The 12,624-nt window shown below is 38.7% G+C and carries 16 protein-coding genes; 10 read left to right on the top strand and 6 right to left on the bottom strand.

Annotation, left to right across the window (positions count from 1 at the left end; genetic code table 11):
- The first annotated feature begins 142 nt into the window (after positions 1-142).
- From VK91_RS11665 to VK91_RS11655, 3 genes are all read left to right on the top strand, one after another.
- Positions 143-868, top strand: coding sequence for an amino acid ABC transporter permease (locus VK91_RS11665; RefSeq protein ID WP_004230111.1), 726 nt, complete (start codon positions 143-145; stop codon positions 866-868).
- 12 nt (positions 869-880) lie between these two features.
- Complete coding sequence (locus VK91_RS11660) at positions 881-1,612, top strand: amino acid ABC transporter ATP-binding protein (RefSeq protein WP_004230107.1); 732 nt, start codon at positions 881-883, stop codon at positions 1,610-1,612.
- 263 nt (positions 1,613-1,875) lie between these two features.
- Complete coding sequence (locus VK91_RS11655) at positions 1,876-2,073, top strand: DUF6501 family protein (RefSeq protein ID WP_048392887.1); 198 nt, start codon at positions 1,876-1,878, stop codon at positions 2,071-2,073.
- A gap of 48 nt (positions 2,074-2,121) precedes the next feature.
- On the opposite strand, the gene VK91_RS11650 is transcribed toward VK91_RS11655, so the two are convergent.
- Positions 2,122-3,189, bottom strand: a complete 1,068-nt coding sequence (locus tag VK91_RS11650) for a toxic anion resistance protein (protein WP_009371332.1) — start codon at positions 3,187-3,189, stop codon at positions 2,122-2,124.
- Positions 3,186-3,836, bottom strand: a complete 651-nt coding sequence (locus VK91_RS11645) for a 5-bromo-4-chloroindolyl phosphate hydrolysis family protein (RefSeq protein WP_004230101.1) — start codon at positions 3,834-3,836, stop codon at positions 3,186-3,188. The genes VK91_RS11650 and VK91_RS11645 overlap by 4 nt, the downstream gene beginning before the upstream one ends.
- 416 nt (positions 3,837-4,252) lie before the next feature.
- On the opposite strand from VK91_RS11645, the gene VK91_RS11640 reads away from it, so the two are divergent.
- Positions 4,253-4,465, top strand: a complete 213-nt coding sequence (locus VK91_RS11640; protein ID WP_048392884.1) for a hypothetical protein — start codon at positions 4,253-4,255, stop codon at positions 4,463-4,465.
- 336 nt (positions 4,466-4,801) lie between these two features.
- On the opposite strand, the gene VK91_RS11635 is transcribed toward VK91_RS11640, so the two are convergent.
- Complete coding sequence (locus VK91_RS11635) at positions 4,802-5,083, bottom strand: acylphosphatase (protein WP_048392882.1); 282 nt, start codon at positions 5,081-5,083, stop codon at positions 4,802-4,804.
- Positions 5,084-5,128: 45 nt separating this feature from the next.
- Positions 5,129-6,856: a globin-coupled sensor protein gene (locus tag VK91_RS11630; RefSeq protein ID WP_048392879.1), complete on the bottom strand. Its 1,728-nt coding sequence runs from the start codon at positions 6,854-6,856 to the stop codon at positions 5,129-5,131.
- 123 nt (positions 6,857-6,979) lie between these two features.
- Between VK91_RS11630 and VK91_RS11625 the strand changes: the two genes are divergently transcribed.
- From VK91_RS11625 to VK91_RS11615, 3 genes are all read left to right on the top strand, one after another.
- The gene (locus tag VK91_RS11625) at positions 6,980-7,264 is read left to right on the top strand and encodes a DUF1033 family protein (RefSeq protein WP_206542475.1); all 285 of its coding nucleotides are present in this window, start codon (positions 6,980-6,982) and stop codon (positions 7,262-7,264) included.
- Between the two features lie 222 nt (positions 7,265-7,486).
- Positions 7,487-7,687, top strand: a complete 201-nt coding sequence (locus VK91_RS11620; protein WP_004230088.1) for a cold-shock protein — start codon at positions 7,487-7,489, stop codon at positions 7,685-7,687.
- Between the two features lie 275 nt (positions 7,688-7,962).
- Entirely contained in the window at positions 7,963-8,454 is a 492-nt protein-coding gene (locus VK91_RS11615) for a YkvA family protein (RefSeq protein ID WP_048392876.1), read from the top strand.
- Positions 8,455-8,515: 61 nt separating this feature from the next.
- Here VK91_RS11615 and VK91_RS11610 read toward each other — a convergent pair whose 3' ends face one another.
- The gene (locus VK91_RS11610; protein ID WP_048392875.1) at positions 8,516-9,331 is read right to left on the bottom strand and encodes a S1C family serine protease; all 816 of its coding nucleotides are present in this window, start codon (positions 9,329-9,331) and stop codon (positions 8,516-8,518) included.
- A 58-nt stretch (positions 9,332-9,389) separates the two neighbouring features.
- Positions 9,390-10,028, bottom strand: a complete 639-nt coding sequence (locus tag VK91_RS11605) for a hypothetical protein (protein ID WP_048392874.1) — start codon at positions 10,026-10,028, stop codon at positions 9,390-9,392.
- A 169-nt stretch (positions 10,029-10,197) separates the two neighbouring features.
- Between VK91_RS11605 and VK91_RS11600 the strand changes: the two genes are divergently transcribed.
- From VK91_RS11600 to fabF, 3 genes are all read left to right on the top strand, one after another.
- Positions 10,198-10,668, top strand: coding sequence for a DinB family protein (locus VK91_RS11600; RefSeq protein WP_016993631.1), 471 nt, complete (start codon positions 10,198-10,200; stop codon positions 10,666-10,668).
- Positions 10,669-10,748: 80 nt separating this feature from the next.
- Positions 10,749-11,306: a TetR/AcrR family transcriptional regulator gene (locus VK91_RS11595; protein ID WP_048392873.1), complete on the top strand. Its 558-nt coding sequence runs from the start codon at positions 10,749-10,751 to the stop codon at positions 11,304-11,306.
- A 27-nt stretch (positions 11,307-11,333) separates the two neighbouring features.
- Positions 11,334-12,569 carry a beta-ketoacyl-ACP synthase II gene (gene fabF / locus VK91_RS11590; RefSeq protein ID WP_048392872.1) on the top strand — a complete coding sequence of 412 codons (1,236 nt, stop codon included), beginning with the start codon at positions 11,334-11,336 and terminating at the stop codon, positions 12,567-12,569.
- Positions 12,570-12,624 lie beyond the last annotated feature (55 nt).

The raw sequence follows: 12,624 nt of genomic DNA, 5'->3' as shown, positions 1-12,624 counted from the left end.
GTGCATGATCATTTCATCATTATCAAAATGAGAACCTCTCTACATAATGATAATGTCCTAGCGTGACAAATCATAGAATGGTAGAAAGAGCTAGGACACAAAAGAAATAAGCGAGCAAGATGACATTGTTAGGAGGAACATCATGAGTCTTGAATGGATACTTTCAATTATTGAAAACAACTGGCAAATGTTTTTACGAGGTGCGTATTATACGTTACTGATTTCGAGTATTAGTACAATTATTGGTGCATTTATCGGATTTTTCATCGGAATTATGCATACGATTCCAGTTCGTAAAAAAGGTGTGAAATTTTATAGCTTAAAGCTCATTAATTTTATACTAACATGCTATGTTGAATTTTTCCGTGGTACACCAATGATTGTACAAGCTATGGTTGTCTACTACGGATTAGATATCGCATTCGGTATCGATATGCACTTTATTACAGCAGGTATTTTAGTCGTTTCCCTCAATACTGGGGCCTATATGGCAGAAATTGTTCGTGGTGGTATTGTATCCATTGATAATGGTCAATACGAGGCAGCATCAGCAATTGGCATGAACCACTTCCAAATTATGCTTCATGTTGTCTTACCACAAGTAGCGCGTAATGTTTTACCAGCGACAGGTAACCAATTAATCATGAATATTAAAGATACAGCCGTATTAAATGTCATTGGAGTAACGGAATTATTCTTCCAAACAAAATCAATTTCGGGTAACAACTTCCGTTATTTCGAATCATTCTTCGTTGCATGTGTTCTTTATTTCATCATGACATTTACCGCATCTCGCATCCTTCTGTATGTTGAAAAACGTCTAGATGGTCCTGATGCCTATCAAAAAGAACAAAAAGAAGCCGTATAGGGGGACGCACAAATGGCAGTCATTAAAATCGAGCATTTAAGTAAATCATTTGGACGTAACCAAGTGTTAAAAGATGTGAATTTCCAAGTGGAAAAAGGAGAGGTAGTTTGTTTAATTGGCTCCTCTGGCTCTGGTAAATCCACATTGCTTCGTTGCATAAATTTATTAGAAACGCCAAGTGGCGGTCAAATTATTTATAAAGGGGAAGACATCCTAGATGAAAAGCACAATATTCAAGAATATCGCACACATTTAGGCATGGTGTTCCAGCAGTTCAATTTATTTAACAACCACAATGTCATAAGTAATTGCACAGTGGGCCAAATCAAAGTGTTAAAACGTTCGAAAAAAGAAGCAGAAGAAACGGCGCTTAAATACTTGAAAATCGTTGGCATGGATCAATATGTGAATGCCAAGCCCCGTCAACTCTCAGGCGGACAAAAGCAGCGTGTGGCCATCGCTCGTGCCTTATCAATGAATCCTGATGTAATGCTATTCGATGAGCCAACATCCGCATTAGACCCAGAAATGGTGGGTGAGGTATTAAAGGTAATGCGTCAGCTAGCAAACGAGGGCAATACGATGCTCATCGTGACACATGAGATGGAATTTGCCAAAGAAGTAGCAGATCGTGTTGTCTTTATGGATAAAGGTGTAATTGTGGAAGAAGGCCCTCCAGCACAAGTATTAGTCAATCCACAACATGAACGTACGAAGGAATTTTTAAAGCGTACATTAAAATAAGCACAAAAAAGTGAGTCCAACCTGTTGGACTCACTTATTTTCTAGAATTCCATTCTGCATAAAGTACAAAGCAGATTGCGAATGCTACAGCAATGATAAAAAACCATTGCGGTACACCACCAAAACTCATCATAACACCTCAAATATTCATTTTTTTTGGATAGAATAGGTATAGTATTTCTTTTTTCTCCACAAAAGACCAAAAATATTATAAAATAAGCAATAGACATTAGCTTTTGCTAGTAAAGAGAGGTAGAGAGAATATGTTACATTTAAAATGGAAAGATGCGCCAACATTACGAACGGTTACTTGCAAACATACAAATGCATCGAAATACTTAGTATCAAACGTATTAACAGTAGGAAAAGAGTATGAAGTGAAAAATGAAACAGAAGAGTTCGTTTTTATCATCGACAACACAGGTAATGTCGGTGGCTACTATAAAGATTATTTTGAATAAAAACAAACAGGGTGGTTCAGAACATTTGCTGAGCCACCCATTTTTTTGTTAATCTCGCTGATAGCTGCTAGCACCCGCCACATCCTGTAGCTGTTGTTTCTCTTGTTCAGTTGCGGTATGCAGGGCAAAGACATCTTTAATTGCTGTTTGCAGCTCTTGCTGTGTTTCTTTAAACTTCGAAACTTGCTGTTCAAACGTGGGACTTGAGAAGCGATCATGAGCCCTTGATAATCGCTCCTCTAAACGTGCATAATGATGATCCATATGCATCGATAGCATCATCGCCAGTTGGTTTTTCCAGAGCGGAATCAAGGTAACGATAGAAAACTCAATTTTTTCAGCTAATGTTTGATTGGCCTGCTGAATCATACGGATTTGAGGAGCTGTTTGCAGAGCGACTTGCTGTGATACTTGTAAATCATAAATACGTTGATCGAGTCTTTCGATTTGAGCAGCAAAGTCATTTAATTGCTGGATCGCAAGTGGCTGTTTGGTAGCTTGGACACTCGTTATTTGTGCAGGTAGCTCTACCTCAATGGCTTGCTGCTTTTTCATTTGTCCTGCGGCAATCGCCGTTGCCAATTCCTCAAAAAATCCTCGATTATGGGCATAAAGCGCCTCTAAGTTTTCAACATCTTTTATCAGCTGAAGCTGTGCACGTTCTAGCTGAACGCCAATGCGTTCCACCTGTATACTAATACGTTCAAATTCTGTGAGTGTTTGCTTCACATTAGGCTCGGTTTTGCCAAAGATTTTTTTGAAAAAGGTTTGCTTTTTTGGTTCCAAAGCAGTCGGATCTACTCGATCTAACGTCTGCATTAAAGAATCCAGCATTTGACCAATTTTAGTGACATCCTTTTGCTTTACTTGAGCAAGCATGCGGTCGGCAAATTGAGACAGAGCTCGCTGTGAATCTTGCCCAAGGGACAGCAATGATTCAAAATCAGTCAAATCGATTTGACTGGCATACAGTAATGCACGACTTTGTGCAAGAGGCGATAGCGTTTCATAAGTCGCCATCGCCTCGTTTTGCGGAGTTGTTTCTAAATAGGATTGGACTAGTGGAGAAAGCCCTGGTATGGTATTTAGTTGAAATGCGTGTTCGTTTGCTGTCATTTATCATCGCCTCGCCAGTCCAATTGTTCTCTACGTCTAAGATTGGAACGATTTGCGAATTCAATCTCCATTTGCAGATGATCGATATCATTTGCAAGCGCATCCTTCAAATCAATTTGAATGGTGTCATTCAAATCAGTTAGGGTTTCACGTGTTTTGGATAAAGTTAATTGAATTTCCTTATCCTTCACTGGCTGCTTGGAAAGCATTGTATATTTATCCGTTAATTCTACAGCAGAAGGTAAGTGTGCATAGAAAAATGGTTCCACATTATAAAATTTACGTGGGTCTGTCTTGACGATTTTGACGATATTTTTGGAGATACGCGTCATTTCAAGTAGTTGTTTAAACGCTGAAACAGAACGTACACGTAAATAGTTTTGACTCAATGTTTGAATATGCTTATTAGCTGTTAATACTTGTGTTTCAATGTGTTTGAATTCTTCTTTTGTGATGCCTGCTATTTGCATGACTTTCTTTTTTTGTCTATGTTTCAGCAACGCTGTACTCGTCGCATAGGAACCCGCAAACAGTAAACCACCAAGGAAGAATCCAGGATTTGCCGCAATTGCTGCGATAGAAACAGTTGTGAGCGAAATAAGAAAGCTGGCACTATGTCTAGAGAAAAACTGTCCGACACTAAGCATTGTTTCATCCTCCTTGCTTTTCAATATGTCTATCTTCTTATACGAAATAATCGACATAAAGTTTCATTGAAAATTAATCCCTTACATAAATTTTACTGCTATTTGTGAACTTTCTCAATGATAATACATAGAATAAGTGAGTTGTTTCGATGGATAAGTCGGTTTTGTTATCCTAAGGAGCCATTCTGACATCGGAATGAGCGATTTTTTGCATCTCGGTCACTGAATAGAGGAGCGTAATTTGATTCAAGAGCGGCTTCTGCCTCAAAGCGAGCGGTTAAGTGAGATCCATGAGCGGCTCCAACTCGAAAAGGAGCGGTTTATTCTCTAAGAAGAGCATCTTCATCCAAAATGAATGAGTCTTGTATGAAACTTTTTCCAAATGAATTCGTAACTGATACAAAGGGGGATATAGGATGACGAAAATTTTTCTGGTGTCTATTACAAAAAATATGGATGAACCAGTAAGTGAACAGAAAGTGAAAGAAAAAGTCTTTGAGAAAAAATCAAAATTAAAAGCCTATTTAAACAAAGAAGGCTATATGAAGGAATCTAAAAATCAATATGTGAAAATCACTGATGAATCAATATTAGTTGCTGCCATTCAAAAAATAAAAATCAAAAAATGACGATAGATCATGTTCTTAAGAGCATGGCTTTTTTGATTTCAATAAATAGGAGAGGAGGCATCATTCAAAGAACCCATAGCCCAGTGTCAGCTCTCTAGAAAAACGGCTTCCAATTTGAATCTTTTTTGTTTGTTTTTCTTACAAACGCAATACATCGTTCTTCGCATGCACCCAATCTAATATACAAATTGCACATATCTGGTAAGTATTTAGTAGTTTTTCATGCATTATATCCGCAACAAGGACAAGTAAATTGTATTACTTCCTATGTGACAATAAAACGCCGTGTTAGTTTAAAATTTGTTGAACCCAACAACACTACAAAAAAGCCAGACATTAAACAATGTCTGACTCCATACGTATATAGCCTTTTAAATCATCGTATAATTCTAAAGAAAATGAATTGGAATTGGCTTGGGGACTAACGCCTTTTTGGACAAAAAGGAGAAATTCATTGAGTGCCTTTTCTGAGCCCTCCACTTCCACTTCAATTTGCTCTGCGTCATTCAATCGACAGTATCCTTTTAACCCTAATTCAATAGCTTTTTGCTTGATGAAGAATCGGTAGCCTGTGCCATAGACATCACCAAAAAATTTTATACTTGCTCGTTTGTTCAAGGGAATACCTCCTACTTAATAGAGGAGAGGGGCGAACCTCTCCTTTTATTGCATGACACGTTCTTTTTCTAAATAGGCAATTAAGTTATTAATGTGATAAAGTACATGCTTAGATGCCTCATCGACTTCTTTTAGATGAACATCAGCTTGTTCGATATGACCCGCTTTATGGGCTTCAGCCGCAAGCTTCGCTGATTCATGGACGCGTAAATGATAGCCATCTAATTCATGATAGTCCTGTAAATGACCGAAACGTTCGACTGTACGAGGCGCAGTGTACCATTTGCCAAGTCGACAGTCTCTATGAGAAGAAACATCGCTTGGATCAACGTTTTCTAGGCCAAGGAACATGTTATAAATGCGCCATTTCCATAAAATATGATCCGCCTTCGATAATTGTAGTAGGGCAATAGATGAAAGCTGTACATTATTGTTAGCAATAAGATCATTACGGAAACGGTTAATTTCTTTCCCTAATAAATGAATATCGCTGGATGTATTATGACTATAATCACGAATATCTTCCTGCAAGCTTGAAATTTCGATCATTCTTGCTGAAACTTCATCAATCGCGGCTGCTTGTTCCTGGGAAATGGCAGCCGTATTTGTCACATCTAAATTAATACCCTCAATCGCTTGAACAATGGCATTTAATAATGGTAACGAATCTTTTGCTTCAACGGTTGCTTCTTTAATAATAGCTGTCGTATCTGTAATTGAGTTAGAAACATCATTCGAATAACTCTTTAAATGATGAACATTTGCGGATACTTCACTTAGCGCAGCTACCGTGTTTTCAGCAAGCTTTCGTACTTCCTGTGCAACGACCGCAAAGCCTTTCCCATGTTCACCTGCACGCGCTGCTTCAATGGAGGCATTAAGTGCGAGTAGATTCGTTTGATCGGCGATTTGATTGATTAATGTGACAACCTGCTCAATATCATTTACCCTTTTTTGTAATTCCGAAAATGAGTCAACAATGGATGTAAAGGTCTCCTCTGTTTTAAAAATCTCCGATAGGGCATGCTCAATAGCATTTTTACCTTTTGTAGCATGGTCAACAGATTCAGTTGTTTTCTCTGATATATGAGAAGACATGCGTGCAACCTCATTGATAGAAGCTGCAATCTGTTCTGTTGCAGCAGTAGAGGATTGAATCTCTTCATTTTGCTTATCTAGGCTAAAGACTAAATCCTTCATGTACATAATTTTGGCATTGACATCCATTAAAGAAGATACTTCTCCTACCACATTTTCAATAATGCGTTCTGTTAACACTTCCACTAACAATTCTTGATCGACATTGACAGCGGATTGGAATGATTTCATATATTGAAATGCTTTATTTGGCTTGATACCAAAATTGTGTAAAATATATGTAGTAATATAGAAGGCAAATTGGTTGAAGACAACAATTAATTTACCAGGCTCGTATTGATGCTTGCGGAATAGATTGAAAAATTTGACAGTTTCATCTACATAATGATCATCACGAGTTGCTAAGAAAAACTGTGTTAAGTATTGATTAATATTTTCTTCACTAATGATTAATTGAGAGGTAGGGGATATCTCGCTTAAATAATGATGAAAAATGGCATTCATGGAAGGGGTAATGTCTTTGAGCTTTTGATAGAGTGCCTTTAAGTGCTCCTCATCTTGTGAAGTGAAATGATTGAATGCCAGTGTTTGGTAAAATCGGCCTGTTGCATGTAAATCTGTACCACGTTTGAGTAGTTCTTCTAGCTCTGCTTTAGGTCGAATACTTGAAAACATAAAAATACCTCCAAAAAGTATGTATAATAAGGTAATAATAGCATAATTCAGGTGGTTTTAATAGACATTTCAGTTGTGTTTGCTAAAATGAAACTATCTTATGACAGCAAGGAATGGGCAAATATGTATACAATTATTTACATGAAAGCGGACTATGAGCCTTGGTGGAAATTTGAAGGCTGGGAAGCTTATATTCAAACTGAAGATACATTTGACACGAAGGAGCTCTTTGAACGTGCATTACAGCAAAAATTAGCGCATTTTCGTTCCTCTTACGATAATGAGGCAGCGAAAGAGGAGCAGTATTGGGCTTTTTGGTCTGAGGATGAAAGCTTTTACTGTGAGGCTTGCGATGATGATGCACAAGTATATCATGGGATAATTGCGTGTAAAATAGAAGAGAAGTAAAAAAATTTTGAAAAAAAGTAAAAAAGATTTTTTCTTTATTTGACAAAATTATGGATGGCAGTTATACTTAACTTAACAATTTAATTGCTTCACCGGAAACATGAATTCACATATTACAAAAAGTGATCGCGTTAGTTCGGTACTCTTTGTAATATGTGAATTTTTTTCAATCGCTGAAGAAATTACATATTGTTCACTTTTATTTTTTGGAGGTTTTCTTAAATGAAACAAGGTACAGTAAAATGGTTTAACTCAGAAAAAGGTTTTGGATTCATCGAAGTTGAAGGTGAAAACGACGTATTCGTACACTTCTCAGCTATCCAAGGCGAAGGTTTTAAAACTCTTGACGAAGGTCAAAAAGTGGAATTCGAAGTTGTAGATGGCAACCGCGGACCACAAGCTGCTAACGTAACTAAACTTTAATTCTCAGTAATTAAAATTACTTCGTTAAACCCAAGACATCCTATGCAAATAGGATGTCTTTTTTGTATCATTTGCAAGTTTAAGGATTACAAATCCTATTTTAGGTTAAATATATAGTAGTGGCGGATAGCCATGCAAAAGTAAAGGATAGCGCTATAAAAGTAGCGGATAGCCATGTAAAACTGAAGGATACCTGCACAAAAGTAGCGGATAACCCTATAAAATGGAGGGGTAGCCCCGCCAAAATAGCGCATCGCTTGTAAAGAAGGAGGCAGATGAATGTGAATAATGAAGAAAAATTGCCTGAAGAACAGGAGCAACAGGATTTTTATCAGAAACTACGTACAAAATTAGTAGCTTTTCTTGGGTCGAAAAAGGGAAAAAGTAACAAGTTTACTCCGTATTTAATGTTTGTGCCTGATTTATTTCATTTGTTAATTAAAACAGTAACCGATGCGGGTGTAGATAAAAAGAGTCGTGCATTAATTGGGGCATCCATTGCGTATTTTGTATTACCGATGGATTTAATGCCAGAAGGACTGCTAGGCTTTGGTGGCTATTTAGATGATGTTGTACTAGCAACTTTTGTGGTAAATACCATTATTAATAAGTTGGGTCCAGATGTAGTGGAAAAGCATTGGACAGGGGATGACAAGCTTTTACATGTGCTACAAAAGGTTGCAGAAGTGAGTGATGAGGTTGTCAGTAAAATTCCTGTAAAATCGCCAATTGCTCAGTTCGTCAAGCAAGAAATTAAAGATAAATAATAATATTATGTAAACCTAAGACACCTTATAAAAATGAACCTGCTTATTACAGGTTCATTTTTTATTGCTCTTCTAATAAATTTCGGAGTTGTTGTACAGGTACAAATAGGCCAACATTTCCAATGGGCTCATATTTCATCGTGGCAAAGATAACCCCAATGACCTCACCATGTTGATCGATTACAGGGCTACCACTATTGCCACGATAAACAGGAGCTTTTAGCATTCTAACTGGCTCCTGCCACTCTTCTAATTGAATGGCTTCTAGCAATGTTCCTTCATTAGCGATTCCGGTGAAAGCAAGTGGATTTCCAATAAAATAGACATGTTCATTAACAGTGTAAGGTGGATCTTCTGCAAGAGGTAGATAGGGAAGTTGCTCAGCTTGCACCTGTACAAAGGCTAAATCTACGGCTGGATAGCTTTCGATTAATGTTGCTTCCATCAGTCCCTCATCAGGAAAGACAACTGATAATGTTGTGGCATGTTCGACAACATGGGCGTTGGTGACAATCAGACCATCTGGTGAGATGGCAAAACCAGTGCCTTTACTGGAGCCTGTTGAAATTTCAACGACTGCCTTTTTATAGGTTTGTATATCCTCTTGTGCAGAGAGCCGCGTTGAAACCTTGATAAATTCAAGCGCGGGTATGGAGTAGATTTGAAAAATGAGGGCAAATGTATTGAAAAACAGCACTAGTGCCATACCCCACACGATCCAGCGTACAAGAGGCTTTTGTTTTTTGGGCTTTTTTCCATAAATGCGTTCTTCTCGCGCCTGTGCTAAGGCTTTTTGCTGTTCCTCGAGTACAAGTTCAATAAATTCTTCTTCCGTTAATTCACCTTGCTTTGGAGTTGCGTTATGTATATCACTCATTGATTGGCCTCCTTTGCTAAAAAACAGACGCCCAAGCAGGACGCCTGTTTTCTTTCAATTATTCTATTTTTTGCAAGGTTGATGTCACAACAAATGGCTCATCTTGCTCTGTTTCCATCGTATCCTCTTTGCGAATTAGACCAATGTCCTTTGCAAAATATTTGGTTGTGGTCATTTGATCTTCAGAGCGACTTAGCTGGATGACATCTTGATAGACCGTTGTACCAGTATCAACAGTAGCAGTCGTTGATTCAATGGTCCAACCTTGAAAGCTTGTCCCGACTTGTAAAGGCTTTTGAAGTACGGTTTCCAGGACAGGATAAGAAGCTGCCTCAGCTGCACTTGGCATGCTTGGATTACTGTCAACAGGTTCTCGATAGACAAGATCAATACTTGTATCCGTTATGCGGTAGATTTTTAATAGTGTCACACCACCATTATCCTCTATTTGTACGATATGCTGTGTATCGAGGTAGGTAGTTTTTAGTGTGAAGCTAGCAAATTCATTTCCTTCCCCTTGAAAAGAAGCAACAGATCCATCAGGTGGAAAATAGGAGAGAAGTGACGTTTGATCTTGTTCCACTGCTTGCTTGTCTTCCACAGATGGTGTTGGAGCTGGCACAGGCTCTTCCTGAACTTCTTCACGACAGCCAGCCAGCAAAAATACTACAGAAAGTACTAGAACAGGGTATCTCATGAGCACACTCCTTCGCTATTTTCTTTCATTATACGTGAACGAGGAGTGTTATACGAATAATATGAGATTGTATAAATAATATTATTATGTAAACTATTTAATGAAAACTTGTAACAGCATGGAAAATTATCTATGATAGAAATGAAGTGAAAAAATGGGGGGCAAAGACATGTATAGACATGTAGATGATTTCTTACAAGAATGGTCAAATGCATCAAACGGGACACTACAGGTATTACAGGCTTTAACAGATGACAAGCTTCAGCAAAGTATTGTAGAGGGTCATAGTACACTTGGTTGGTTAGGCTGGCATTTAGTTGGAGCAGCAGGTTATTTTAGCTATCTAGCAGGCTTAAAAGTACCAATGATTCGCCAAGAAGATCCTGTGCCAACGACTGCGGCTGAGATCGTGACAGCCTATGAAAGCGTAGCAAATGGTATTAAAGAGGAAGTGGCTAAGCTTTCGAATGAAGAGTTACTAGAGGTAGTAACAGGCTTTAAAGCGCCGATGCCAAAAGGGGCTTTATTACGTGTATTAATTGACCATCAAACACATCATCGTGGACAAATGACGGTCCTACTACGTCAAGCAGGTTTACCAGTACCTGGCGTGATGGGACCAACAAAGGAAATGCAATAATCACGCGAGCAGCAGATAAATCGTTTATCTGCTGCATTTTTTAGATTGACACTTACCTACTAGTAAGTTAGTATAAAGCCATGACAAATAGAAAAATGCAAATTATAGAATTAACATTGAAGAATATTCAGGAAAAAGGATTCACATCATTTAGTTATGAGCATTTAGCAAAGGAGCTTGGCGTCACGAAAGCCAGTATTCACTATCATTTCGAGAAGAAGGGAGACTTAGGGATTGCTGTTTGCGAAAGAATTCAACAAGGATTAGAGAGAACTTTTACATTGATGAAGGAGTCCACTTTGCCAGCTGAGGAAAAGCCATTTGCCTTTATTATGCAGCGAATAAAATTTCTAGAGCAAGACGGCATTTGCCCTATATCAGCTTTACAGGCGGATTATCAAGAATTACCGCAACCAATGCAAGAAAAGCTTCAGCAGCTTAGTCAAATGGAAATCGATGTCTTTGTTGAGCTATTGAAAGAAGCTAAACAACAGGGCGCACTCCAAGCTACTAATGATTTGGAGGCTCTAGCTGTATTACTTATTTCAAGTACGAAAGGGGCATTACAATATAAACGTGTTGTAGGAGAAGCGTTCTTTCAAAAGATGCTGGAGCAATTAAAGGAACTGTTAAAGTAAGACATGATACGAGAAGGAGCGATGTGCATGGTACGAAGAGTCGTTGTTACTGGATATGGTGTTGTTTCCCCGTTAGGTAATTCGGTATCAGCCTTATGGGAGAATATTAAGGCAGGAAAATCAGGGATTCAAAAAATTCAAGGGGAGGCATTTAGCGGCATTAATACGCAAATTGCTGGGACGAGTAAGGATTTCGATGCAACGCTGTATATGGATAAAAAAGAAATCAGTAAATATGATCTATTTGTGCAATATGCTGTTGCCGCTGCCCAGCAAGCTCTGACACAAGCCAATTTAAATATGGATCAGGTAGATAAGGAGCGTTTAGGCGTTTACATTGGCTCTGGCATTGGGGGCATTGAAACGATTTTAGAAAATCATCAAGCGATGCTCAATCAAGGGCCTAGGAAGGTGTCACCATTTATGGTGCCGATGATGATTAGCAATATGGCTGCAGGAATACTAGCAATCAAAACGGGCTTTAAAGGACCAAGCTTTTCACCTGTTTCTGCATGTGCGACAGGAAACCAGGCGATTGGAGAAGCTTTCTTAGCGATTCGACATGGCTATGCGGATGGCATTTTAGCAGGCGGAGCGGAGGCACCGATCAATCCACTTAGCTTTGCAGGATTCTCCCGCATGAAAGCCATGTCCACTAGGAATGAAGAGCCAACAAAGGCCAGTCGACCATTCGATAGCGAGCGGGATGGCTTTGTCATGTCTGAAGGAGCTGGCATCGTATTCCTAGAGGAGTATGAACACGCCAAACAAAGGGGTGCTACGATTCTGGGTGAGATTGTTGGCTATGGGGTGACAACAGATGCTTATCATATTACAGCTCCTGATTTTACGGGTGCTGCCAATGCCATGAAGCTGGCATTAAAAATGGGTGCTATCGATGGGTCAGCTATCGATTATATCAACGCACATGGCACAAGTACTCCAGAGGGAGATAAATCTGAAACAAAGGCTATTAAACACGTTTTTGGTGATCATGCCTATCAACTAAAGGTTAGCTCCACAAAATCGATGACAGGACATCTCTTTGGCGCGGCCGGTGGAATTGAAGCCATTATTACATTGAAAAGTATAATGGATGGCATTATTCCACCAACCATCAATTATGAAACACCAGATCCCGAATGTGATTTAAACTATGTTCCTAATGAGGCGCTTCATCAAGACGTTAACTTTGCGCTATCGAATGGGTTTGGCTTTGGTGGTCATAATGCTGTGCTAGCATTTAAAAAATTTGAGGAATAAGGCATTAGCTTAGCTAAAAAGAGTGGTATGAATTTAATTGTTCATACCATTTTTT

Origin of the sequence: Lysinibacillus sp. LK3 (assembly GCF_001043675.1) — a bacterium.
Taxonomy (GTDB): domain Bacteria; phylum Bacillota; class Bacilli; order Bacillales_A; family Planococcaceae; genus Lysinibacillus; species Lysinibacillus capsici.
The sequence above is the reverse complement of the archived record's forward strand: the minus strand, read 5'-3'. Positions and strand labels throughout refer to the sequence as shown.

Excerpts from the sequence above, each read along its gene's own strand:
- VK91_RS11665 (WP_004230111.1), top strand. The coding sequence starts at position 143 with ATGAGTCTTGAATGGATACTTTCAATTATTGAAAACAACTGGCAAATG.
- VK91_RS11660 (WP_004230107.1), top strand. The coding sequence starts at position 881 with ATGGCAGTCATTAAAATCGAGCATTTAAGTAAATCATTTGGACGTAAC.
- VK91_RS11655 (WP_048392887.1), top strand. The coding sequence starts at position 1,876 with ATGTTACATTTAAAATGGAAAGATGCGCCAACATTACGAACGGTTACT.
- VK91_RS11650 (WP_009371332.1), bottom strand. The coding sequence starts at position 3,189 with ATGACAGCAAACGAACACGCATTTCAACTAAATACCATACCAGGGCTT.
- VK91_RS11645 (WP_004230101.1), bottom strand. The coding sequence starts at position 3,836 with ATGCTTAGTGTCGGACAGTTTTTCTCTAGACATAGTGCCAGCTTTCTT.
- VK91_RS11640 (WP_048392884.1), top strand. The coding sequence starts at position 4,253 with ATGACGAAAATTTTTCTGGTGTCTATTACAAAAAATATGGATGAACCA.
- VK91_RS11630 (WP_048392879.1), bottom strand. The coding sequence starts at position 6,856 with ATGTTTTCAAGTATTCGACCTAAAGCAGAGCTAGAAGAACTACTCAAA.
- VK91_RS11625 (WP_206542475.1), top strand. The coding sequence starts at position 6,980 with ATGTATACAATTATTTACATGAAAGCGGACTATGAGCCTTGGTGGAAA.
- VK91_RS11620 (WP_004230088.1), top strand. The coding sequence starts at position 7,487 with ATGAAACAAGGTACAGTAAAATGGTTTAACTCAGAAAAAGGTTTTGGA.
- VK91_RS11615 (WP_048392876.1), top strand. The coding sequence starts at position 7,963 with ATGAATGTGAATAATGAAGAAAAATTGCCTGAAGAACAGGAGCAACAG.
- VK91_RS11610 (WP_048392875.1), bottom strand. The coding sequence starts at position 9,331 with ATGAGTGATATACATAACGCAACTCCAAAGCAAGGTGAATTAACGGAA.
- VK91_RS11605 (WP_048392874.1), bottom strand. The coding sequence starts at position 10,028 with ATGAGATACCCTGTTCTAGTACTTTCTGTAGTATTTTTGCTGGCTGGC.
- VK91_RS11600 (WP_016993631.1), top strand. The coding sequence starts at position 10,198 with ATGTATAGACATGTAGATGATTTCTTACAAGAATGGTCAAATGCATCA.
- VK91_RS11595 (WP_048392873.1), top strand. The coding sequence starts at position 10,749 with ATGACAAATAGAAAAATGCAAATTATAGAATTAACATTGAAGAATATT.
- fabF (WP_048392872.1), top strand. The coding sequence starts at position 11,334 with ATGGTACGAAGAGTCGTTGTTACTGGATATGGTGTTGTTTCCCCGTTA.